Source organism: Pseudoalteromonas sp. SR45-4, from assembly GCF_014163535.1.
Taxonomy (GTDB): Bacteria; Pseudomonadota; Gammaproteobacteria; order Enterobacterales; family Alteromonadaceae; genus Pseudoalteromonas; species Pseudoalteromonas nigrifaciens.
In genome coordinates this window covers 40930-66433 of record NZ_JACJDO010000022.1, presented here as the reverse complement: position 1 = coordinate 66433, position 25504 = coordinate 40930, and the positions used below count along the sequence as shown (strand labels likewise).

18 protein-coding genes and 1 pseudogene are annotated in these 25504 nt (G+C 40.1%); 11 read left to right on the top strand and 8 right to left on the bottom strand.

Annotated elements, in window-relative coordinates; translation table 11 throughout:
- Nucleotides 1-259 precede the first annotated feature (259 nt).
- Together H5058_RS10810 and H5058_RS10805 are read left to right on the top strand one after the other, a co-directional pair.
- The gene (locus tag H5058_RS10810) at nt 260-877 is read left to right on the top strand and encodes an HAD family hydrolase (protein WP_086995494.1); all 618 of its coding nucleotides are present in this window, start codon (nt 260-262) and stop codon (nt 875-877) included.
- Nucleotides 878-1008: 131 nt separating this feature from the next.
- Nucleotides 1009-1734 (top strand): YebC/PmpR family DNA-binding transcriptional regulator, encoded by a 726-nt coding sequence (locus H5058_RS10805; protein WP_011329702.1) that lies wholly within the window; start codon nt 1009-1011, stop codon nt 1732-1734.
- Between the two features lie 224 nt (nt 1735-1958).
- Here H5058_RS10805 and H5058_RS10800 read toward each other — a convergent pair whose 3' ends face one another.
- On the bottom strand, nt 1959-4142 hold the full coding sequence (locus tag H5058_RS10800) for a malate synthase G (protein ID WP_011329703.1): 2184 nt from the start codon (nt 4140-4142) through the stop codon (nt 1959-1961).
- Nucleotides 4143-4380: 238 nt separating this feature from the next.
- Here H5058_RS10800 and H5058_RS10795 point away from each other — a divergent pair, with 238 nt between their 5' ends.
- Complete coding sequence (locus H5058_RS10795) at nt 4381-5982, top strand: isocitrate lyase (protein ID WP_011329704.1); 1602 nt, start codon at nt 4381-4383, stop codon at nt 5980-5982.
- A 1097-nt stretch (nt 5983-7079) separates the two neighbouring features.
- On the opposite strand, the gene H5058_RS10790 is transcribed toward H5058_RS10795, so the two are convergent.
- The 6 genes from H5058_RS10790 to H5058_RS10765 form a co-directional block, all read right to left on the bottom strand.
- Nucleotides 7080-9098, bottom strand: coding sequence for a S9 family peptidase (locus H5058_RS10790; RefSeq protein ID WP_179807805.1), 2019 nt, complete (start codon nt 9096-9098; stop codon nt 7080-7082).
- 148 nt (nt 9099-9246) lie between these two features.
- Complete coding sequence (locus H5058_RS10785) at nt 9247-9975, bottom strand: 5-oxoprolinase subunit PxpA (protein WP_179807804.1); 729 nt, start codon at nt 9973-9975, stop codon at nt 9247-9249.
- 11 nt (nt 9976-9986) lie between these two features.
- Complete coding sequence (locus H5058_RS10780) at nt 9987-11786, bottom strand: glycoside hydrolase family 3 protein (protein WP_182678137.1); 1800 nt, start codon at nt 11784-11786, stop codon at nt 9987-9989.
- A 206-nt stretch (nt 11787-11992) separates the two neighbouring features.
- Nucleotides 11993-12778 carry a heme ABC transporter ATP-binding protein gene (locus tag H5058_RS10775; RefSeq protein WP_182678134.1) on the bottom strand — a complete coding sequence of 262 codons (786 nt, stop codon included), beginning with the start codon at nt 12776-12778 and terminating at the stop codon, nt 11993-11995.
- Entirely contained in the window at nt 12779-13834 is a 1056-nt protein-coding gene (locus H5058_RS10770) for an iron ABC transporter permease (RefSeq protein WP_011329709.1), read from the bottom strand. It lies immediately after the preceding gene.
- A 5-nt stretch (nt 13835-13839) separates the two neighbouring features.
- On the bottom strand, nt 13840-14757 hold the full coding sequence (locus H5058_RS10765; protein WP_179807801.1) for a hemin ABC transporter substrate-binding protein: 918 nt from the start codon (nt 14755-14757) through the stop codon (nt 13840-13842).
- Between the two features lie 124 nt (nt 14758-14881).
- Between H5058_RS10765 and H5058_RS10760 the strand changes: the two genes are divergently transcribed.
- The 8 genes and pseudogenes from H5058_RS10760 (at nt 14882) to H5058_RS10725 (ending at nt 23262) form a co-directional block, all read left to right on the top strand.
- Complete coding sequence (locus tag H5058_RS10760; RefSeq protein WP_182678132.1) at nt 14882-15577, top strand: energy transducer TonB; 696 nt, start codon at nt 14882-14884, stop codon at nt 15575-15577.
- Between the two features lie 14 nt (nt 15578-15591).
- Complete coding sequence (locus tag H5058_RS10755; protein ID WP_011329712.1) at nt 15592-16143, top strand: MotA/TolQ/ExbB proton channel family protein; 552 nt, start codon at nt 15592-15594, stop codon at nt 16141-16143.
- Nucleotides 16136-16549 (top strand): biopolymer transporter ExbD, encoded by a 414-nt coding sequence (locus H5058_RS10750; protein ID WP_089369032.1) that lies wholly within the window; start codon nt 16136-16138, stop codon nt 16547-16549. The genes H5058_RS10755 and H5058_RS10750 overlap by 8 nt, the downstream gene beginning before the upstream one ends.
- A 146-nt stretch (nt 16550-16695) precedes the next feature.
- Nucleotides 16696-18783, top strand: a complete 2088-nt coding sequence (locus H5058_RS10745; protein WP_182678130.1) for a TonB-dependent receptor domain-containing protein — start codon at nt 16696-16698, stop codon at nt 18781-18783.
- Nucleotides 18784-18828: 45 nt separating this feature from the next.
- Nucleotides 18829-19881 carry a hemin-degrading factor gene (locus H5058_RS10740; protein WP_182678128.1) on the top strand — a complete coding sequence of 351 codons (1053 nt, stop codon included), beginning with the start codon at nt 18829-18831 and terminating at the stop codon, nt 19879-19881.
- Nucleotides 19882-20708: 827 nt separating this feature from the next.
- A complete protein-coding gene (locus tag H5058_RS10735) occupies nt 20709-22226 on the top strand; it encodes an RNA-guided endonuclease TnpB family protein (RefSeq protein ID WP_089369036.1) in 1518 nt (505 codons plus the stop codon).
- Nucleotides 22227-22247: 21 nt separating this feature from the next.
- A pseudogene (locus H5058_RS10730) lies at nt 22248-22802 on the top strand (GGDEF domain-containing protein); the annotation flags it as partial.
- 250 nt (nt 22803-23052) lie between these two features.
- Nucleotides 23053-23262 (top strand): cold-shock protein, encoded by a 210-nt coding sequence (locus H5058_RS10725; protein WP_002959120.1) that lies wholly within the window; start codon nt 23053-23055, stop codon nt 23260-23262.
- Between the two features lie 1010 nt (nt 23263-24272).
- On the opposite strand, the gene H5058_RS10720 is transcribed toward H5058_RS10725, so the two are convergent.
- Nucleotides 24273-25496, bottom strand: coding sequence for a NupC/NupG family nucleoside CNT transporter (locus tag H5058_RS10720; protein WP_089369038.1), 1224 nt, complete (start codon nt 25494-25496; stop codon nt 24273-24275).
- Nucleotides 25497-25504: the final 8 nt, after the last annotated feature.

The following is a 25504-nucleotide window of genomic DNA, read 5'->3' as shown; positions in this document are numbered from 1 at the left end:
ACTTTCAGCGCTAACTGCGTTGAATTTACTTGCAATAGGCCAGCTATTGACGCGTAAATTCGCCTTGTTTTCACTGAAAATCTCTGGCTAGAGAAAATAAATTTAAATATAACTATGATTTAGTATGTTAGTAAATCTCTTAACCAGAGGTCAGGTTAGGTATATAAATTTTGTTATTCATCAGTGATTTAGTTTTATAAACGATGAAGTTATTTTTATATAGGGTTTAATTCAATGGGTATTAAATACAAGGAAGGATATAGAAATGCAGATTGAAGCGATTAAAGGTGTGATTTTTGATTTAGATGGCACTTTAGTGTCATCAGAATTAGATTTTTCATTAATTAAAGCGCAAATAGGGTGCCCGTGTGAGCAAGACTTACTCGATTATATTGCCCAATTGCCTTCAGCATATATGCGCGAAGAAGCAATGAATATTGTACATCAGCATGAGTTACTCGACGCTCAACATGCCAAAATGCTACCCGGTGTGAGTGAGGCTGTAAATGCCCTTAAAGCTAAAAACATTCCAATGGCGATAGTAACACGCAATTTTGACAAAGCGGCCGCTATTAAGTTACAAAATAATCCACTGCCAATAGAAATAGTACTTACCCGAAGTGACGCGCCAGCAAAACCCGATCCGAGTGCATTAAATAATATTGCTACCTTGTGGAATATGAGCCCAAGTAATTTATTGTATGTGGGCGATTTTTTATATGATATTCAGGCAGCGCATAATGCCAATATGCGTGCATGTTTATACGCCCCCGATGTTACTCCTAGTTATGCTAGCCAGGCCGATTATGTATTACATGATTTTACGCAGTTAGTTACTTTAATTGACAATTACGCACAAAAAGTTGTGTTATGTTAAATAGCGCCTTGTTTATTTTTTTATGTAATTAGTGTGGTGTTATAAACGTTATATATTAACGTGGTGCTAGCCCAATACGTTTTGAATTGGTAAAATGTCGACAAGTTTAACGTATTCATTAGAGGTACATGATGGGCAGAGCATTTGAAGTTCGTAAAAGTTCGATGGCTAAAACGGCTAACGCAAAAACTAAAGTAAATTCAAAATACGGCAAAGAAATTTACGTTGCAGCTAAAAACGGCGAACCTGACCCAGATGTAAACCAAACTTTGCGCCGCTTAATCGAAAAGGCAAAAAAAGATCAAGTGCCTGCGCATGTTATCGAAAAAGCAATTGAAAAAGCCGCCGGTGGAGCAGGGGAGGATTACTCAACTGCACGTTACGAAGGTTATGGCCCTGGAAATTGTATGGTTATTGTTGACTGTTTAACCGATAACCCAAATCGTACTATTAAAGATGTACGTTTGCCTTTTACTAAAACAGATTCAAAAATTGGTACACCGGGTTGTGTAGCGCATATGTTTGATCATTTTGCTGTGCTTGGTTTTTCAGGCGATGACGACGAAGTTGTGTTAGAAGCACTAATGATGGCTGACGTTGATGTAACCGATGTTGAAGTAGAAGACGGTAAAGTATCGGTGTTTGCCCCACATACAGAATACTTTAAAGCTAAAACAGCCCTTGAAGAGGCGTTTGAAGGCATTAATTTTGAAGTAGACGAAATTACTTTTGTCCCGCAAGTACATATTGAAATTACAGATGAAGAAGTAATTGCTAACTTTGATAAGTTCATCACTATGCTTGAGGATTGTGATGACGTACAAAATATTTATCACAACGCAATCATCAAAAACTAATTAAAGCTGTATATTAAAGCGGTAATAATTTTAGAAAAAGCGTGTTTTGTGTAAGCAAAACGCGCTTTTTTGTGGTTAAAAACTAATAACGGCTACTAAGATGAATGTTAGCCATTCACCTTAGTTATTAATAATGGCTGGTATTTTTGGCAAATAAATAAAAACCAGCACTTTGGCTGGTTTTTGTATGCTAACTAGGGGGTTTTATTACTTGAAGTTAAGTGTTAAGTACCTTGCTGCGCTTTATATTTTAAGCGGTAGCTGTGCAATAAAGGCTCAGTGTAGCCACTTGGTTGCTTAGCTCCTTCTAACACTAAGGCTAGTGCAGCTTGGTAGGCAATATTATTAGCAAGTGATTGCTCACTAATTGCCATAGGCTTATAAGCACTGTCATGTTCATTTTGGCCATCTACCACTTTTGCCATTTTAGCCATGGTTGATCTAATTTGTTGCTCGCTGCAAATACCATGATGCAGCCAGTTAGCCATATGTTGGCTTGAAATACGCAGTGTTGCTCTGTCTTCCATAAGGCCAATGTGGTTTATGTCGGGCACTTTAGAGCAGCCAATCCCTTGGTCAATCCAGCGTACTACATAACCTAAAATACCTTGGGCGTTGTTTTCAAGCTCGGTTTTAATATCTTCTTTGCTAAGTAGCTCAGGCTCGTCCATTAATGGCGGGGTAAGTAGCTCATCTAGGCTGGCAATAGCACGCTTAGCAATGCTTTGCTGCTCGCTAAATACATCTACATCATGATAATGCATAGCATGCAGAGTTGCTGCAGTGGGGGAGGGCACCCACGCGGTATTAGCACCTGATTTAGGATGAGCTATTTTTTGCTCCATCATTAATGCCATTTTATCGGGCATAGCCCACATACCTTTACCTATTTGTGCTTTATGGCTTAAGCCACAAGCCAAACCAATGTCTACGTTGCGATCTTCGTAGGCGCTGATCCACGGCTCTAATTTAATAGCGGCTTTAGGCAGTACCACACCGGCGTGCATTGAGGTATGAATTTCATCACCTGTTCTATCTAAAAATCCGGTATTAATAAATACTACACGCTCTTTTGCTGCATGAATACAGGCTTTTAGGTTAGCTGAAGTACGGCGCTCTTCATCCATAATGCCCATTTTAATGGTGTTTTTTTCTAAGCCAAGTGCTTCTTCAACCATGTTAAATAGCGTGTTAGTTAATGCCACTTCTTCAGGACCATGCATTTTAGGTTTTACAATATTTATACTTTGCGCACTGGAGTTTTTAAGTGCACTGCTAGAATTTAAATCATGCAGCGCCGCTGTTGCAGTAAACATGGCATCCATAATGCCTTCAAACACATCGTTACCGCTTACGTCGGTAATTGCTGGATTGGTCATTAGGTGGCCTACATTGCGCACAAACATCATGCTGCGGCCTTTTAAGCTTAGGGTTTCACCATTTAGCGCCGTATATTGGCGATCGCTTTGCAGGGTACGTTCAACTGTGTTATCGCCTTTTTTAAACGATTCAACTAAGTTGCCTTGCATTAAACCTAACCAGTTTTTATAAACTTGTACTTTATCCTCTGCATCAACCGCAGCTATAGAATCCTCGCAGTCCATAATAGTGGTAAGTGCAGCTTCAAGTACCACATCTTTTAAGCCAGCTTTATCTGCTTGGCCTATTGGGTGATGGTGATCTATATGTAGCTCAAGGTGTAGGCCATTATTTTTGAGCAAAATAACGCTAGGGTTTTGTGCTTCACCTTGGTAACCCACTAATTGCTCAGGCTTTTTTAGTTTGGTTTGTGAGCTGTCGCGTAGAGTAATTGACAGCGCACCGTCAACAACAGAATAATTAGTGCTCTCTATATGCGAGCCGTTTTCTAGTGGCAAGGCTTTATCTAAAAACTGCCTCGCGTATGCCATTACTTTAAAGCCACGAACTGAGTTATAAGTACGGCCTTTTTCGGCACCATCTTCTTCGCTTAGTACATCAGTGCCATATAGGGCATCGTATAACGAACCCCAACGTGCGTTTGCAGCATTAAGTGCAAAGCGTGCATTGCTTACCGGCACTACTAGCTGTGGTCCCGCTGTTTGTGCTATTTCGGGCTCAACATTCTTTGTTTCAATACTAAAATTTTCAGGTTCGTTTACAAGGTAACCTATGTCGGTTAAAAACGTCTGGTACTGGGCTTTATCCCAGCTTTTATTAGCCAGATGATACTCATCAATTTGCTGTTGTAGCTGTTCGCGTTTAGCAAGTAGAGCTCTATTTACTGGCGTTAATGTTTGTACAATATGCGCAAAGCGCTGCCAAAATTGCTGCTCATTTAAATGTGTACCAGGTAATAGCTGGTTTTTAACAAAATCAGCTAGTTGGTTGTCTACGCTGAGTCCTGAGTGAGTGAGAGTGTGGGGCATTTTAATAATCCTTAAACGGTCGCGATATTGTAAATTTTAGTGTGCGTAGTGTAACCATAACGTAAAAAAGAGGGGTTGAGTGCATTTTACTCATTCATGATATGTATAGCCGCAATAACAACTATAAATTTACTAAATCTGAAAAATAAGCCTAATGTTTAATTAAGCGCTGCAGAGCAACTAAAGCAGTCACTCTCATAACACTATAATAATTTACCCCGTTCAAAGGATTTTAATTATGACTACATATAAAAGCGAAACAGATACATTAGCAACACTTTGTAAAAAACAAGGTAGTGCATGGAAAACCATTAACCCTGAATATGCAACACGTATGCGTTTACAAAATCGCTTTCGTACTGGGGTAGAAATTGCACAGTTTACTGCTGACATTATGCGTGAAGACATGGCCGCATACGACGCAGATACAAGCCAGTACACTCAGTCTTTAGGTTGTTGGCATGGATTTACTGCGCAACAAATGATGATGGCTATTAAGCGCCATCAAAAAACAACTAAGCGTAGTTATGTATACTTAAGTGGCTGGATGGTTGCGGCACTTCGTTCAGAGTTTGGTCCGCTTCCGGATCAAAGTATGCACGAAAAAACCTCAGTTCCGGCACTAATTGAAGAAATTTACACCTTTTTAAAGCAAGCCGATGCACGTGAACTAGACCATTTATTTAATGACCTAGATGCAGCTAAAGCAAACGGCGGCGACGTACAAGCGGTACTAGATAAAATTGATAACTTTGAAACGCACGTAGTGCCAATTATTGCTGATATTGATGCCGGTTTTGGTAACGAAGAAGCGACTTACCTACTCGCTAAAAAAATGATTGAAGCAGGTGCTTGTGCAATTCAAATCGAAAACCAAGTGTCTGACGCTAAGCAATGTGGCCACCAAGCAGGTAAAGTAACCGTACCGCACGAAGACTTTTTAGCTAAAATTAACGCAGTACGTTACGCATTTTTAGAACTGGGCATTGATAACGGTATTATTGTTGCGCGTACCGATTCACTAGGCGCCAGCCTAACGCAAAAAGTACCGGTTTCACAAACTCCAGGTGACTTAGCTAGCCAGTACAATGCATTTTTAGAAACTACGCCAATTAACGGAGTTGAAGATTTAAATGAAGGCGACACTGCAATGAAGCTTAATGGCCAACTTTGCAAACCAACGCGCCTTGATAATGGTTTATTCCAGTTCCGCGAAGGTACAGAAAAAGACCGCGTAGTACTAGATTGCGTAACTAGCCTACAGTCGGGTGCAGATTTACTGTGGATTGAAACCGAAAAACCACATGTTAAGCAAATTGCTGAGCTGGTTAATCGTGTTAAAGAGCAAGTGCCAGATGCTAAGCTTGTTTATAACAACTCACCGTCGTTTAACTGGACACTTAAGTTTCGTGAGCAAGTGTATCAAGAATGGCAAGAAGCGGGCCGTGACCTTAGCGCTTACCCAAGCTTGGGTGACAATAAAGGCCTTATGGCACCAGAAATGGATGCTACCGAGCTTGCAGTAGCAGCCGATTTACTAGTACAAAACTTTCAACGTGATGGTGCACGTGAAGCCGGTATTTTCCATCACCTAATCACATTGCCAACGTACCATACAGCAGCACTAAGTACGGATATTTTGTCAGAAGGTTACTTTGGTGACTTAGGTATGCTGGCTTATGTACGTGATGTACAGCGTCAAGAGATTCGTCGCGAACAAGCGTCTGTTAAGCACCAAGACCTTGCAGGCTCTAACATTGGCGATACACACAAAGAGTACTTCTCTGGTGATAATGCGCTTAAAGCCGGTGGTGAAGATAACACCATGAACCAATTCTAATTCAACTAGATAGTGTTACGTAAAGGGCCGAAAGGCCCTTTTTTTATGCGTATAATTAAGTAACCTGTCTGTGGATAATAAAGCTATCTCTAGTCGCTTTTTGACGTTAACTGCATTGAATTTGTTTGCAATAGGCCAGCCATGGGCGCGTAAAGCTGCCTTGTTTCCTCCCCACTCCTCAAATAAACCTCTAATTAAAGAAAATAAAATTATCATTACAGTTTAATACTTTAGTAAACCTTTTAACCAGTTCAGTTAAGTAGCTACCCGCAACAGATCAGTATTTAACTAGCTGGCTATAATTACGGATCAGAGTTTAACCAAGCTTAGTGTAAAGCCCATTATTTAACCTTTTTAGCACTTTTATGGCTTTATAAACTGTAAATAAAGGCCATAAGTGACTGATTTTAGCTTTTTGAGTGAACACTCACCTTATAATAAACCGATTTTTTACTAACTTGAGCCATCGACAAAACACTTTTTTACTAACTGAGGGCCTATAAACACTAGCTCAAACCGGTTTTTTACCAACTCAGTGGGTATTTAATTGTATAAACCGAAATTTTACCAACTCAAATAATAGTTAAGTCCGATACTTAAGCTAGGCATTAAGATAGCTTAAGTATTAGTAAGCATTTAGATGGCTTTATCTCTATATTGCTGATGTTAGCGTGTAGGTGAATATAGTTAAAGTGGACTATATCCCTAAAGGGGTAGTGAGTACTTTTTGGCTATATTAACCTGATCTCCGGATAATAAACTTATCTCAAGCAGCTATTTTCAGCGCTAACTGCGTTGAATTTTCTTGCAATAGGCCAGCTATTGACGCGTAAATTCGCCTTGTTTTCACTGAAAACCTCTGGCTAGAGAAAATAAAATTAAATATAAATATGATTCAATACGTTAGTAAATCTCTTAATCAGAGTTCAGGTTAATTAACTTGCCGCGGCGTTTGTAGTTTGCCTAGGCGTTACTATTAAAAATACCTAACCTGAGTTTAGGTTACTTACTGTAAACCCCCTTTACACTTATTGGTAATGTAAAAAAGCCACTTTAAAAAAGTGGCTTTAACTTACATACCAAGCGGTATGTTTAGGTTATTTAGTGTGTTTATCAAACCACCATTGAATATAGGCAACTTTAGCCATTAAATTAGACGGACGAGCGGTAATACCATGTGATGCATCGGGAATACGTACCATAGCGGTTTCAACACCTTGTAGCTTTAATGCTTGATAAAACTGTTCGGTTTCTGAAATCGGTGTACGGAAATCAGATTCACCGGTTAGTAGCATAGTGGGTGTTTTTACATTGCCGACATAACTAATTGGCGAGCGTTTCATATAATGTTCTATATGATCCCACGGCTTACCCGGAAACCAATAGTCAGCAAAGAACGGGTAAAAGTCGGCAGTTAGTACAAAACTGATCCAGTTAATTACAGGTTTAGCAACCACGGCTGCGGCAAAACGGTCGGTATGGCCAACTATCCACGCGGTAAGTACGCCGCCACCAGAGCCACCGGTAACAAACAATTTAGACTCATCAATAAAACCTTTGGCAATTAAAGCATCTACTCCAGTCATTAAGTCGTCATAATCGTTACTTGGGTAATTATGATGAATAGTTTGTGCAAACTCTTTGCCGTAAGAATCACTCCCGCGAGGGTTCATATACAATACAACGTTCCCCTTAGCCGCATATAATTGTACCTCGGCGCTAAAGTGCGGGCCGTAATTGGCTACCGGGCCACCATGAATTTCAAGAATTAATGGGTACTTTTTATTACTGTCAAAACCAGGCGGGTAGGCTACCCAAGCTTGAATTGGCAGTTGATCGTGGCTCGATTTAAGCCATAGCTCTTCTACCTTGGCTAGTTGTTTATGCCCCAGCGAGTTGTCATTTAAACTTGTTAAGCGCTGTGCTTTACCACGTTTAATTGCCGCTACATCGGCAGGGCGCTGCGTGTCTGCTAGGGTAAACACAATTTCGTCATCTTCGCTCACATCAAAGTCGCCACCAGAATAAGGACGACCAAACGAAACGCTGCCAATTTTTTCAGTAATAACTTTACGTGAACCGCTACGAGGTTGGTACGCTAACGTGGTTTGCCCTTGATCAGCGTAACTAAAGTAAATGCCTTTAGAGTTACCGCTCCACTTTATTTTGGCTACGCTGCGGTCTAAGTCGGCAGTTAAATTAGTTGTTTTACCCGAACGTAGGTCGCGAATATACAATTGGGTGTTTTCGTAATTAGTTTGCTTGTCATCGTAACCGGTATACGCAAGGTAGCGGCCATTAGGCGATACTTGAGGTTGGCGATCGGGGCCGTTTCTATCGGTTACAGCGGTTACTTCAAGCGTAATTAAATTAAGTTTATATACTTCGCTGTTAGTTGGTTTTAACAAGTAATTGTTATGCCTATTAGCCGAAAAATATAACGCTTTTTTATCTTTACTAAAGCTAACTTCGCCGCCGTTATTAAACTCATCAAAGGTGAGCTGTTTAGCATTGCCGCCATTTGCGTCAATAATAAATAATTGCTCAAAGCCCTTCTTAGAGTAACCAGCACCATCAGCACGATAATACACATCGTCAATATATTTAGCTGGCTCTGCCCAAGTAGCGCCTTCAGGTTTACCAGGTAAGTTAATGGGTGAGCTTGATGTGGTGGCAACAAACATACTAAATGCGAGTTGCTTAGCATCTGGGCTCCAGCTTAGCGCTTTTGGCGTACTTGTAAGGTTACTTATTTTGCTAACCGCGCCAGTTTTAAGCCATTTCATGTAAATTTGGTTGCTACCGTCACGGTTTGAAATAAACGCTAAACGAGAGCCGTCCGGCGACAACTTGGGCGAATGATCCATATGCACGCCAGAAGTAAGCGGTTGAATTTGTCGTGTTTTATAATCTACTGTCCAAATATTACCTATTTTACGGTCGGTTTTTATATCCATTCTGTTACGTACAAAATAAACTGTTTTACCGTCTTTGGTAATGTCTAGCTGGTTAGCGTATTCAAGCGTAAATACATCTTCTAACTGTAGGGTGCTGCTATTGGCAAAGGCAAGATTACCTGTGCTTATTAATAGACTAAGCGCAAAAAATGTTTTCATTTCAAATCCCTGTGGTTGTTAATAATAGTTATATGTTAGAGAGTTTAAAAATAATAGCTAGGGCGATGAAGTAATTGCGTGGGTGACTAAATCTGTAAAACGGTTCAGCTGTAAAGGGGGTTTACAACTGAACATATTAAATAATGCTTTACCGTTTACACAATAACTTTATTTGTTGAATGAGTGCAATACCGGCAGGGTTATCACCGTGTACGCATAAACTATCGGCATCTAAAATTAACTTTTTACCTGAACGCGTAGTTACGCTGCCATCAGCTAACAGTTGCTTTACTTGCTCAATTAAAGCTTGCTCGTTATGCACACTGCCTGCTAACTGCCTTGACACTAAAAGCCCTTCGTCGGTGTATTGTCTGTCGGCAAAGGCTTCTAATATTAATTTTAACCCTAAAGTGTCGGCCATTTTTTGATGCTTTTTAGCATCAGCAGTAGCTAAAATCATTAATTTTAATGGGCTAGGGTAGTGTGCTACTGCGCTCATTACGCTAGTTAAAAGCTGCTCGTTAAGCATCATGTCGTTATAAAGTGCGCCATGGGGCTTAACATAACTAAGGCTTAAGCCTTGTACTTTGGCCATACCTTCTAATGCAGCAATTTGATAGTGCAGACAATTTGTAAGCTCGCTTGCACTTAGCGCCATAGATCGTCTGCCAAAACCTTGTTGATCTGGGTAGCTAGGATGAGCGCCAATTTGTACCTTATGCTGTTTTGCCAGCTTGAGCGTATTTGCCATTACATCGGCATCACCCGCATGAAAACCACAAGCAATATTAGCCATATTAATGTGCGGCATAGCTTCTTCATCTAAGCCCATTTTCCAAGCACCAAAGCTTTCACCTAAATCGCAATTTAATAGCATTTAAGTTCTCCTTACTTTTTTATTGTTACAGGCAAAGTGCCATTAGCTGGCAATTTACCTAACAGTACGTGTGCTAAAGCGGTAAATGCGGGGCCTGTTACAATATCGTTTTTATCGTGATCAATATTATAGGCATATGATGCAAGTACAGCATGCGCATAATCGCTAAACTCACCAATGTCGTAAGGCGCTCTTAGACTAATAAATACCGTGTTTTTATTTTGCTTTTTTGCCACTTTTAATAACGACTCAAGTGCTTTTGGTTGCTGTGCGTTGCTAAGTGCAAATTGAGGAGCGTTTTTTAAATCATCCATACCGCCAATTTCTACCGCACTTTGATTTGGCGTTGCGTTACCCGCTATAACAACATCGGCTTTATTAATGTCTGTGTGCGCTTGTTGCGGATCAAAGCCTTGCAAGCTACTACAAGTATAGTTAAGCGTTTGTTTACTAATGCTTTGCAGGGCTTGTTGTAGTGCCATGCATTTGCGGGTGTCGGGCATTATAATATGAACATGTTGCCCAGTTTTAAGTGTAAGTGGCAGTGTATTATGAGTGTTTTTAACCTGTGTAATAGCCTCTACCGCTAATTGTGCTTCAATATCGCGATGCGCTTTACTCCCAATAACGTGCTTGGCGTTAACTAGCGCATTAATGGCATTAAAACTGGTATTAAGTTTAAACTTACTTTTAAGCGTTGTAATACGCTGCGCCGACTCAGTTATTTCTTGCTGATTAAGTTGCTTAGACTTAACTGCAGCGACTAAATCTGTAATGAGCTGATCAAGTTTGGTTAAGTCATCTATGCTGCGAATTTCTATTGGCATTAAGGCAATATCGACCCCTGCAGCAAAGGTGTTTATAACCGCTTGAGTAGGATTAAAAAAGTGACTAATACCTGCCATATCAAGTGCATCGGTTACTACTACGCCATTATAATTAAGCTCATGGCGTAAAATATCAGTAATTATTTTACGCGACATAGTTGCGGGCTTAATCATGCTTTTACCATCAACACTGGTAAAGGTACTGCTATCAAGCGCAGGGTACTGAATATGTGCGGTCATGATCATGCCAGGGCTTTGCGTGGCAATAATCTGTTTAAAAGGGGCTAGATCTTGTTGGTAAATAACCTCTTTTGCATGGTTTACCCTAGGTAAGCCCGTATGGCTATCTACGTTAGTGTCGCCGTGGCCCGGGAAATGTTTAAGTGAACTAATAATGCCGTTATTTTCAAACCCAGCAACTTGAGCGGCACCTAAAGTTGCAACGCGCTTAGGGTCCTCGCCAAAAGAGCGTACATTAATAACGGGGTTATCTGGATTCATATTTACGTCGATTGAAGGCGCATAATTAACGTTAATACCCAAAGCACTTAGCTCGGTGGCCATTACTTTAGCGCTTTGCGCGGCAAAATAACTGTCGTGTTTTTCAAAAGTAGCACCAATCGACATATTACCGGTAAACGAGGTTGCTACATCGCGCGGTAGGCGTGCAACACGGCCGCCTTCTTGATCAACCGAAATAAACAAAGGTAATGCAGAGCTTGATTTACTTGCAGCATGTTGTAATTGTTGGTTAAGGGTAATTATTTGTTCAATAGATTGGGTGTTTTCAGAAAATAAAATCACCCCGCCAATATTGTATTTACTAATGGCGTTTGCCAGTTCATCGGGTAATTGAGTCATTGGCGTTCGGCACTGTTTGCTTGCACCTTGGTGACAAAAATAGCGAAAGTCGAGTAATAGCTTTTGGCCAAGTTGTTGTTCAAGCGTAAGCGCAGGTTGAGCTATAGAAGATTGTAATGGCATTAAACACCCGATTAAAAAAGCAATAGACGATACAGCATACTTATTTAGCAAAACACACTCCAAAGCTAAATAAAATAGATAAGTGCATGCAGCTTATCTATTTTTTAGTGCAACTGCAAAGCCGATACGCAATAGCGGTGCGTTTAAGTCTTATTGATTTTTAAAGCTGAATAAACGCTGATATTAGGGCGTTATTTTTAAGTAATTTAGTAACACATTTGAATGTGTGGCATAACCTCGGTGGTGTTATTTTCAAGCCTGGCGCTAATGTTATATACCCGCTTAAGCAGCGCAGGGGTAAGCACTTCTTTTGGTGTACCGCATGCGGCTACTTCGCCATTATTAAGCATGTAAATTCGATCTGCAAAACTGGCAGCAAGCGATAGGTCGTGGATCACGGCAACCACTCCTGCGCCTTGGCTTGCAATACTTTTAGCTTGAGCCATTACATCGTATTGATGAAAAATATCTAAGCTAGAGGTGGGCTCGTCAATTAGTAAGTAAGGTGTTTTATTGGCAACTAGGCTAGGCTGAATTTGGCATAATACCCGCGCAAGTTGTACGCGCTGCTTTTCTCCGCCAGAGAGTTGTGTAAAGGTATGGGCTTTTAAGTGCGTTACACTAAGTGCTTGCATTACTTGCTCTGAAAAATGCATAAGCTGCTGTTTACTATAGTCTGCTTGATGGGCAAAGTGCGCCATATCAACCACTTCAGCTACGCTAAATGGAAAGTCGAGTTCGTAATTTTGCGTAAGCACAGCGCGTAATGTAGCCAAGCTTGCTATTGAGTAGTCGCTAAGTAGGCGATCATTAAGTGTGATATCACCATTATTAATTTTTATATCGCCGCATAAGGCTTTTAGTAACGACGATTTACCTGCTCCATTAGGGCCTATAATTACCACTAACTCGTTAGGTTTTACATAAAAGTTAATATGCTTGAGTAGTTTTTTTTGCCCAATTAGGGCCGACACATTATTAGCGCACAGCATTTATAAGCTCCGTTGCTGATAAGTTTTTAACAACATAATTAAAAAGAAAGGGCCACCAATAGCACTGGTTATTAAGCCAATAGGTAACTCTGCAGGGAGCATCACAGTGCGTGCAAATAAATCAGCAAAGCTTAATAACAGCGCCCCGCCTAAAATACTTGCTGGCATTAAGTAACGATGATCGGGCCCTAAAACAAGCCTTACAATATGCGGCACAATAAAACCAACAAAGCCAATAATACCGGTAATGGAGACGGCAGCACCGGTGCACAATGCCGTACAAATAAATACCTGTTTTTTAAGCCGCGTTACATTAATGCCTAAATGTTTAGCTTGCGCTTCGCCTAGTAAATATAAATTAAGAGGTTTTGCTAGGCGTAGTAATAAAACCACACTCAAAACAATAATACATAAAGAGGGCAGCATCATGGCAAAGTGATTACCGGCTAACGACCCCATACTCCAAAATGTTAAATCGCGCAGTTGTTGCTCGTTACTAATTAATGTAAGCCCACCAATGAGCGATCCCACAATGGCGTTAACAGCAATACCTGCTAGTAATAAGCTTATAATTGTAAACTGACCACTGTGAGCGCTTAATCTATAAATAAATACACACACACTAATACAGCCAATAAATGCGCCAACCGGTACTGCATAAACACCCAAGGTGCTGCTAAAGTTAGCAAATAAACTACTGCCTAACACTATAGTGGCTACAGCGCCAAGTGCTGCACCACTCGACACACCAATTAAACCCGGATCGGCTAATGGGTTTCTAAAAATTGCCTGCATAGCACAGCCACAAGCGGCTAGCCCTGCACCTACCACCATGGCTAACACTATGCGCGGTAAGCGTATTTGCCAAATAATAGCGTTTTTTAAGCTATCAGTTTCAAGCTGGTTAATTATTGCCACTATTTCACTTAAGCTTAAATTTACGCCACCTTTACTTAGTGCAATAAAAAACATAAAAACACAGGCTAAAAATAAACAGGGAATGGCCATTTTTCGCTGTTTTTGTTCGGTTAATAGCGTACTTCCTAATGCCAGCATAGTTATTACTCACTTAGCTCAATGTTAGGTTGAGAGGCTTTAGCAAAGCGAAACTTATACGTTGCAGGTAATTTAGCATTAGGGTGTAAAACACTCGCAAGCTCTACTACTGCTTGTGGTGTACGTGGACCCATGCCTAATAAATAACTGCCGTCGAAGCTATAAACTTGCTTATTTTTAACTGCATTAGAGAACTTAAAATGTGCTAGTTTTGATACGTTTTCCAGTGGGGTGTCGCCGTGTCGTCCCATGGTAATAATTGCGTCTGGATTAAGAGCAAGGGCCGCTTCAGTTGAAAGCGGTTTCCAATTTTGTATATGCTCTGCTGCAATATTAATTGCTCCAGCGGCATTTATTAATTCATTTGCAGAGGTATTTTCCCCGGCTACAATAGGTTGCCCGCTGCGTACATTAAGAATAAAAAGTACTCTAGGCTTATAAGTACTTTGTTGTAAAACTGTGTTTAAAGCAGCTCTGTCTATTGCCAAGCTATTTGCAAGTTGCTCTCCCTTTTTAGGTACATTGAGTAAACGTGCAATGTGTTTTATTTTAGCTTCAATACCTAAAAAGTTATCTTCTTGTGTAAGTATGGTCATGTTTATTCCCGTACTTTTTAGCTGCTCTACTACCTTTTGAGGCCCTGTGTCGGCTTCGCCTAAGAGTAAATCTGGGCTGAGCGATAATATCCCCTCTGTACTTATTTTTCGTACGTACCCTATTTGCGGTTTTTTAGTCGCAGCATTTGGAAATACACTGGTGCTGTCTACACCTACAATACGATGCTGCTCATTAAAGGCATAAATAATTTCGGTTATTGAGCCTCCCGAAACAACAATTTTTTGTGCCGAAAATGGAGCTGAATTACTGCTACAAGCAAATGTTAACAGGGTAAGCGTAATTAAATATGTGAATAGGGGTTTCATAACAAATCCAATGTTGATATTATCAATAAACACGAACAATAACAGTTATCATTTATATTTAAAAGCTATGAAGTTTACTATTTTTATATTACTGTCAGCAGTTGCTCATTATATTGGGTTGTTTATGCAACCTGCTCCCCCTAAAGCTATGACATTTTCGCAGGGGCAAAAAGCCGATCGTGTGGCAATTAATATTATTAACTCAACCCAGGTTAACGCCAGTAAAGTAGCTAAAAAAATACCAGCTGAGCCAAAACTAACAGCGCCTGCAGTTAAAAACGATAATGTTAGTACTGAGTTTTCGGGCACCAAGCAGCACCTTAAAGTAGTAAAAAAAACACCTGAAAATATAAAAAAAATAATAGATAACCCGCCAAAAAAACCAGCTAAAGCCAAACCGGTTAACACAGCTAAAAATACTGAGCATAAAAAGTCTGTAAAAAACGCCCCAGCAAACAAAAATAAAATAAAGCCTGCTGCGCCCAGTTCTAGTACCACAAAACTAAGTAACCAGCACTCTGCTACTAATCAATTAGTTACCGTAACCGAATTACCATTATTTAAAGCCCCTAAGCCAATATTAACGTATCCGTTACGGGCTAAAAAAAGAGGTTACGAAGGGGTTACGTTATTACAAATTGAGTTGAATAAGCAGGGGCATATAGCAAAATTAACTGTGTTAAAAAGCAGCGGATTTACTGAGCTCGACAAAGCTGCTTTAAATAATGTAGCGCAGTGGCAGTTTCATCCTGTTGTTAAAAATAACCACCCGATAAAAGCACGATTTAGCGTGCCAATTCGGTTTTCGTTAAACGTATAACAAAGAGTAATAACATGCAGTCAACTTTTAATGCGGTAGGTATTATGGCTTGGCCATTACTATTGGTGTCAATTATAGCTTTGGCTATTGTGCTGGAGCGCAGCACTATTTTAATTATTGCTAAGTGGCAATTAAAGCAACATAAACTAGGGACAAGTCAATTTGCAATTACGCTGCAAGCTAAGCAGTTGCTGCACAGTGAGCAACGTTTGCAATGGTGTCAATTGTATTTACAAGACTGCTTAATTGATTGGCGAAAACGGCTAAACATATTGAGCTTATTGGCCTCTTTAAGCCCTTTAATGGGGTTACTTGGTACTGTGTGGGGGTTGGTCGTTATGTTTAAACGTATTGCCGAAACTAACCAAGCGGTTACGCCTGCTTTACTAGCTGATGGCTTGTGGGAAGCTATGTATTCAACTATGGCTGGATTAGTTATTGCTATTCCATGTTTATTAGTTAGCGGCTTATTAAACACCATACTAGAAGGGTTACAAAATGATTTTACAAGAATTATCAATCATTTAAATTATAAGTTTACCTATAGTGACTCACCTTATGCTTAGCTTGCCACCGCGTAATACAGCGGCGCAATTAGTGCCAGACTTAACCGCTTTGCTTGATGTGTTATTTATTTTATTGGTTTTTTTATTACTTACAGCAGCGGTTAAGTTAAATATGCTTGATGTAACGCTTCCCGATACAGGTAAAAACACCAGCACACCGGTACAACAAGCAGATGTACAGGTGCTTAGTATTCGGTTAGAGCATAATAAGCTTCAATACGCCCTCGAAAAAGAATCATTTACTACGTTAAATGAAGCGATTAACGCCTTAAAAAACAGTAAAGAAAGCTTACCTCTGTATTTAGCGGTTGATCAGCAAGTACCTAGCGGCGAATTAGTAAAGCTATTAGCTAAACTTTCTGCTGAAAAGTATCAAGTTGCAAATATTTTAGTTAAAAGCGATTGATAACTATTATCATTTGATGTTTATTTTGTTATAGTCAAGTTGCTTTAGGCAGTAGGGGCTAACCCAAAGCGTTATGTAATTTTTTTGCATTCAATATAAGTAGAGCAAAAGAGTAAACAAAATATAATTATTAAATGGAGTAAATAATGCGTATTACCAAACTGGCAGCTTGCCTTGCCACTCTGTCTTCGCCCTTAATGGCAGCTGATCTTGAAAACCCTGACCACACTAATATGCCGGTTACAGCACTTGATGCCGTAACCGTTACGGCAACCCGTACCGCAAAGTCTGCACTAAATTCAGCTCAAGCCGTTAATGTTATTAACGCAGAACAAATAGAGCAAGTACTTGCTAGTAGCGTATTCGACAGCCTTATTAGTATTCCTAACGTTACTGCAACCGGTGGCCCACGTAATATGGGACAAAAGTTTAATGTACGTGGTTTTAGTGACGCAGAAGATGTGTTGATAAGTGTAGATGGTGCAATTCAAACATTTGAAAAGTATCGAATGGGAAGTTTTTTTTCAGATCCTGAACTTTATCGCTCTGTAAATGTTAAACGTGGACCAAGTACTGTTTTGCATGGCGGTGGTGCTTTAGGTGGTGTGGTAGAAATGGAACTTAAAGATGCCAGCGACTTTTTAGCACCGGGTGAGCAAGGTGGCGTTAAAGTTAAGCTAGGTCACCATGGCAATAATAATGAAAATAACGGTACCGTATATGCTTATGCACGCCCTACTGACTCATTAGATATACTTACTTCGTACGTAAAGCGCAGCAGTGACGACTTTAAGTTATCAAATGGTGAAACGCTCGATAATTCGGGTATTGAGGCCGAGTCGCTGCTTTTAAAAGCAGAGTACTACTTAAACGAAGACTCCTTAATTGGATTGTCGTATACAAAAAGTGAAGACAATCAGCGCACCGAGTTTAATACGACCGATCCTGGCGCATGGGGTACGGTATATAGAGAAATAGAACAGTCAGTTACTAATTTAAGCTATGAGCTTAACCCCGCCAATAATCCTTATGTAAATTTAACAGCACGCTTAGGGCGCACCCAAAGTCAGGTTGTTGAAAGTGATGGTTCAGGCACTTTAAAAGATTTTATTGGCTTAGAGTCTAACTACGAATACAACATAACTACACTTGATATTGCGAATACATCTTTAATTAAACAGCATACTTTAACCTATGGCATGCAGTATTCTGAAAAAGATCGAGTGGGAACCAAGTTAAGTTATCCATGCCTTAATTTAGACATGCAAACTTATCAATGTATTGATTATGCAGAGCAAGCAATACAAAACGAAATAACCTCACAGCCCGGAGGTACTCAAAAACGCATAGGCGTTTACCTACAAGAAGAATTTACTTGGCGGGCATTAACGCTTACCACAGGGCTACGTTATGAAAAGTATAAAACCACAGCAACCTCTAGCTTTGCCAACTCATTTAATAATTTAGATACCGATGTTGATCACTCTCAAGTGGTGCCTGCATTAACCGCTCACTATCAAATTAATAACCAGCTAGCTGTTTTTTCAAGTTATCAGCAAGGATTTAGAGCCCCATTAATAGATGAGCTTTATGATCAATATGGTGGGCGTGATCCGGCACTCGAACTTAAAGTAGAAAACAGCACCAATAAAGAAATAGGTGCGAGTTACCAAAACCAAAACATATTTACAAACAGAGATGCCTTAACTGCCCGTGTTATTTATTTTAAAGTAAAAATAGATGACGAAATTCAATCAAACACCAATATAGCCACTAATCCCGAACCCGCAGCGCGTTATAACAATAGTGGCGAAAACCAACGAGACGGCATTGAGTTTGAAATTAATTATGCACATACCTTAGGTTATGCCAACTTTTCTTATAGTCGAATATCAGGTGAAAACCAAAACAATGAACCACTATGGTATTTACCAGCCGATAAGTTTGCACTGAGTAGCGGATTAAACTTTTTTAACGACGTGCTAAAAACAGGCTTTAGTATTCAACATGTTAATGATCGCACTGTGCTTGTATCAGGCATTGAGCAGCAACATAAAAGTTATGTTTTAGCCTGTATAAACGCCAGTTGGGATATTAACGACAGCTGGAATGCCCGCTTAGCAATAGATAATTTATTTGATAAAGAATACCAAGTTATAGCGGGTACTACAGGCGCCATTGGCGACTATGGTGTTGGCCGTAATATTAAAACGCAAATTAGTTTTAAATTTTAAGTTGCCGTAATGGCCACTTAGGCCATTACCTTTTAGGAGTAAATTATGAATACCTTAGTTAACCAATATCAAACATTAAAAGTAGCGCAGCCCAATATTCGCAGTGTAGATGCCGCCGTACAACTTGGCACCACAGAAGCACAACTTATTGCCTCTCAAGTAGGGCAGCAAGCAATTAAATTAAATATTAATCAAATCGAAAACATTCTCAAAGGGTTAAAAAAACTAGAGCATGTAATGGCACTTACACGCAACGGCGTTGTAGTGAGTGAAATTAAAGGCTGCTACGAAAAACTATATACTTCACAACGTAATAATAAAAAAATGGGAATAGCAATTAACCCAGGAGGCATAGATTTAAGGTTGTTTTTATCGCAATGGGCCAGTGTATTTGCTGTTAAGTTAAATAACATGGTGAGCATTCAGTGCTTTGATAAACATGGCCGAGCTGTTCATAAAATATTTAATACCGATAAAACTAATTTAACTGCGTATCAGGCGCTAATTAGTAAATATAGCGACCCAGAGCAAAGCACTACATTAGTGGTAGAGCCAATCAAAACCCAAGAGCTTGAGACCACACCGCAAGAAAATATAAATGTAGCGGGCTTTTTAACCGCATGGGAAAACTTGCAAGATGTGCATCATTTTCCGGCATTATTAACCGAGTTTAAAGTAGGCAGAATACAAGCACTTGAACTTGCACAGCCCAATTGGGCACAAGAAATACCAACCGCAAGCTTACCGTTAATATTTAGCACGTTAAAAGAGCAGCAAAGCGAGGTAATGATTTTTGTAAATAACAACGCCGCGGTGCAAATATACTCAGGAGCACTCAATAACTTAAAGCAAGTAGGGCCTTGGTATAACGTGCTTGATGAAGACTTTAATTTACATATTAAAAATGAAGATTTAGCGCGTGCTTTTGTCGTTAAAAAACCAACAGATAACGGTAATACTGTGGTGCACTCAATAGAGTTTTTTGATGAGAGCAGCAACACAGTTATGACCTTATTTGGCCGCAGGGTTGAAGGTAAAGAGCAACCGAAGCAGTGGATAACGCTGTGTAATAAATTAATCGATAGTTATAAAAGTTAACTAGATACAACACATTTCTAATTATTGTCTACCGATAGGTAGGCAATAATTAACCGGAACTCTGGTTAAGAGATTTATTAACGTATTGAATCATACTTATATTTAAATTTATTTTCTCTAGCCAGAGGCTTTTAGCGAATTTACGCGTCAATAGCTGGCTTATTGCAAGTAAATTCAACGCAGTTAGCGTTGTAAATAGCTACTTGAGATAGTTTTGTTATCCAAAGCTTAGGTTAATTAGTACTTCACATTATTAAAGTTGGTTAGATTCTTGGTTTTAAAGCAGGTAGTATAAAATGTATTGAATATATTATGCATGCAAGTTGTACGTGAGGTATAGACAGAGTGTTTCACAAACTATTACCAACATTAAACCTCAGGTTTCTTATACTATTACTTGTTTTACTTGCCTCTATTTGCACCTTAGTAAGTAGTTTTTATGCTACTTATCAAGTGCAAAAAGAGCAGTTAATCAACTACACGTTACACAGTAATTACGCTTATGCTAATAAGCTTGCTTCAGCAACAGATAGCTTTCTTGAACATTTGCAGGGTGCATTCTCGTCGGCTTTAGCTACGAGTTAAGCCCTGCGGTTTTAGTGGTTGTGTTTTGCTACAGCTTTACTCTATTTTACAGCTAGTTCAGAGGGTGGCTTACGCTGCGAGCGAACACGTCACAGCGGTATTTTGCAACGAATGCTAGGTGTACTTGGTTCTTATAAACGCAGTTCCTGCCAGTTCTCCATTCGTGCATATTAAACTCATGATTGTTTTTTGTATAGCGCTATAATATTCTGTGTTTAGTGACTGTTCAAGGCATTTAATTAATGGCAATTCGTGGCTTTAATATCGAAATAACTTACAAAATGAGTAGTAAAGCAGCTACTCATTTTGCGCGGTGGATTGGTGGATCGAATGTCATGCGTAATCAGAGAATTGAGGAAAGCCTCGAACTTATCCGAGCCGACAAAGGCTCGGATATTGATCAGAAGTATGCAGGTATTAAGGCTAAACCTGAGCTTTCCTTCTTAAAAGAAATACCACCACAAATACTTCGAAACGCTGCAAGTATGTTATTTAGTGATATTAATGCGTGCCGAAGTGGGCTTCGGAAGTTTCCTAAGCCCAAAGGGCGTAATCGCAAGCGTAGCTGTGTAGTAACAAAGGAAATGTTCATCCTTGAGCCGCTAAACGAAGGTCGGGCACTTCTGACATTCTACGAGAAGGCTTCGAAGAAGCCCGCACGTATGTTTTCTATAAAGCTCGACTACGAACCCGACCAGCTCGCAAAGCAGTTCCGTATATCGCGCCAAGGTAGACGCTTCTACCTCTCAGGGTCGTATAACGACGGTGTTGAGTCTGCAACGAATGAGGAACTGTTGAAAGGCTTTGTTGCACAAAGCCTCAGTGATGACGAATTACTATCCCAAATCACAGGTATCGACCGTGGCGTTAAGCTGCCTATTGCAACAAGCGACGGTTTGCGCAAAGCCTATAGCCCTGAGACGACTGAAAGGCTAAAGCGATTAGTGCAAAAGAAGGCTCGGTATCAGCGTATTTTGGCGCGTAAAAAGCGCCAAAACAATAACAAAAACACTAGACGTGTTGAGTCTAATGAGCAGCAAAAGCTAGCAGATAAGATAGCTAACTTCGACGCCAAGACTGCGCGAATTAGGCACGACTTTTTGCACCAGACCTCGAAAGAGGTCGTGCTTTCGGCGAAGTCTATAATCGCTTTGGAAGACTTAAAACTCAAAAACATGACCAAGCGTGCTAAACCAAAGCGCGGCAAGCATGGCCGTGGCTATGCGCGTAACAACGCGAATGCCAAGAGCAGTTTAAATCGCTCATTATTAAATGTCGCTTTAGGAAAGCTTGGTGACTTCATCAAGTATAAAGCGAACGACTACGGTAAGGCCGTAGTCGAAGTGAGCCCCGCAGGCACGTCGCAGACGTGCCATATGTGCGGTGAAAAAAATACGATAAGACCTCAGCAAGATACATTAATTTGTTTAAATGGCTGCGGAACTTTTCATGCGGACGACAATGCCAGCATTGTCGTAGCGCAACGAGCTGTACCTTACATACAAGAGTCTACGTTTGCCCAGAAAGCAAAAACTCGTAAGAAAACAGCAGTACGTAAAAAGGCGGTAACACCGCCGTTGGGGAGCGAACTGGCCTCAACTGAAAAATCAGGGGAGTTAGAGACTGCATCAACTGATGTGTCCCTTGTGTGCTCACGCACGCAAGCTGACGTAAGACCGTCATCGACGGCAAGCCTTGTACAAAGAAACTCTCTTACAACAATGGACGCCAGTGTTACTGGCGTCTTGGAAACTCGATAGTTTTAGCTACGAGTAGTTCATAGTCAGCAATTAAAAGTAGCAATGTTAAAAGGCGAAAGTATTTTACAGCTGCAAATAGGGCAGTTACGCCACGATGCACAAACAGATCCTCTAACGGGGCTTCATAATCGCAGAAGCTTAAAAGTATGGCTTGATAAACTAATCCACGAACAAACGTTATTTACCATTTTAGAAATAGACATCGACTTTTTTAAACGCGTAAATGACACATATGGCCATGACAAAGGCGATGAAACACTCAAAGCATTAACCGTGCTTATTCAAAGTATTGCTCGCAAAGACGATATTGTTGCGCGCATTGGCGGCGAAGAGTTTGTACTTGTAATACCTAATCAAAACAGTGAAGGTGCATTTAAAATAGCTGAAAGGTTGCGCCTTGCAGTTGAGTCGTCACATATAGATACAGTTGGTTACATAACCATATCAATAGGTATTGCTAGTTACCCAGAGCACGGCACTAATATTGAGCAAGTATTTAAAAAAGCCGATAACGCACTTTACTATGCAAAAGAGCATGGTCGTAACCGTAGCGTTATTGCTAATTTAATAGAGTAACTGAAAGACCCTTAACTAATCTAAACAAGGTTTATTATTTTAAAACTATTTAAATAATAAGCTTGACACAAATTAAAACTTCTATATAGTGGGCCGCAGCTAGAAAGAAAGTATGTAATCTATAAATCTCCATTTCGATGTTGTATAAGTAATACTTGTAGTACCGTCCTGAAGTTTTTAAAGTACCATCTCATTTTTTGCTATACCCGCTCATATGAGCATATTTTTATTTTTATATCAGGATATTACAATGTCAAACATCGTATCAGGTACAGTTAAGTGGTTTAACGAGTCTAAAGGTTTTGGTTTCATCGAGCAAGAAAATGGCCCAGACGTTTTCGCACATTTCTCAGCAATCAAAAGCGAAGGTTTCAAAACTTTAGCTGAAGGCCAACGTGTAGAGTTCACTCTTTCACAAGGTCAAAAAGGTCCACAAGCTGATAACATCACAGCTGTATAATTTTACTTTTTAAGTAAAATGAAAAAAGCGCTTAAGGCGCTTTTTTTGTGCCTAAAATTTGGTATTCCTCGGTAACTCCCCCCACAGTATTGTATTTCAACGTATTAAACTTAACTAGCCAAGCTTCGTATCGATTTTGTGAATGCAATTTTATATAAAATACAGGTGCCAGGCTCCAAGCTTTAGGCTCTAGGTTTCAGGATTTATATCTCAGGCAAAATTTGCCAAGCTCAATGTGTATAGCTTTGGCCGTAAATGCAAAAGGCAGAGCTCAGGCTTGAGATATCAATCAACTATCAGCGAGCAGTTAGAACCCCATCCAAATTAATGGCTGCGAAAGCAGGCGGGAGTTTACCTCGCGTTTTTTACTGTGTTTTCGATGTTGGATATAAACTTACCCTGGGCGAGTAGCTTGTTACCTGCCGCACGCTCGTAGTACGAAAAACGTATTCGTAAAAGGTGATGAGATCACAAAGTAGTGATTTAAACCCTATAGATGAAATGCCAGCATGAGGTAAAAACAGGTTTATATTTCAGGTTTTGGGCGTCAGGTGTTTGATGCAAATTCAATGTTTAGCTTTGGCTGTAAATACGAAAAGGGATAGCACTCAGGCTTGAGCTGTCTGCCAGTCAACTATCAACTTCTTAATTATTAGCGAGTAGTTATAATCCCACCCAAGTTAATGGTTATGGAAGTAGACGGGAGTTTACCTCGCACGCTTTTTACTGCTTTATATTGCGCTTATGGCAGGGGGATTGTTATCTGATGTTGATCTGTGGTCGATGGTGAATACCATTTTAGTGTTTAAAGGTGGTGGCTGGCAGGTGGTTCTTCACTTTATTATATGATTCAAAGGTTAGCCTTTAAGCTCATTATAAACCTATTTATAAGCTAAAACGATAAAAGGGCCTTGCGGCCCTTGATGAAGTATCGTTCAAGTCAGATAGAGCTTTAACCCCTTAAAGCACTATCCTATTGTTTTGCAACAGTGGTTCATCTCATTAAGTTTCTAAGCTAGCGAGAGGAAAAATCCAGCAATTGCGGCGCTCATAAGGTTAGCCATAGATCCTGCTAACACTGCTCTGAGCCCTAAGCGAGCGATATCCTTTCGCCGACTAGGCGCCATACCGCCTAATCCACCTAGTAAAATGGCTATCGATGATAAGTTAGCAAAGCCACACAGTGCAAAAGTAACAATTGCTTGAGTGTGCGCACTTAACGTATCGCGATAATTTATAAAGTCTAAGTAAGCAACAAATTCATTCACTACTAACTTTTGACCAATAAAGCTACCGGCTAGTATTGCTTCATTCCATGGCACACCAAGTAACCATGCAACAGGCGCAAATACATAACCTAAAATTTCTTGCAGCGTTAATGTCGGGTAGTCAAACCAGCCGCCAATACCGCCTAATAAACCGTTTAACAATGCAATTAATGCTACAAAAGCAAGTAGCATTGCACCTACGTTTAGTGCCAAGTGCATACCACTTGCAGCACCCGATGCAGCAGCATCAATAACGTTAACGGGCTTTTCATCATCTACATCTAAGTCAGCTAAATTGTCTTTAGGCGTTTCGGTTTCTGGCACAATCATTTTGGCCATTAAAAAGCCACCAGGAGCCGCCATAAAGCTAGCTGCTATTAAATACTTAAGGTCAATACCAATAATTACGTAACCGGCCATAACAGAGCCTGCTACCGTTGCCAAACCACCTACCATTACGGCAAATAATTCCGATTTGGTCATAGTGGCAATAAAGGGTTTAACAATTAACGGTGCTTCTGTTTGACCAACAAAAATATTAGCAGTGGCCGATAGTGATTCAGTACGTGAGGTTTTTAACAGCTTTTGCAAGCCGCCACCTAAAATCTTAATAACCCACGCCATAATGCCTAAATGATATAACACGGCCACTAACGCAGAGAAAAATACAATTACCGGCAGTACTTGAATAGCAAAAATAAATCCTAATGTATCTTGCGATGCTAAAGGTCCAAACAAAAAGCTTATACCGTCGTTAGCAAAACCAATAACCGATGAAACAGCGGAAGATACACTTGCTAATGCATTTTTACCTGCATCAAAAAATAATACAAAACCACCAATAATTACTTGCATCGCAAATGCGATACCTACCGTTCTAAGCTTTATAGCTTTGCGATTAGTTGACGCCGCAAATGCAATAGCTAGCAGCACAAACATGCCAACTACGCTCATAAAAGTTGTCATACAAATGT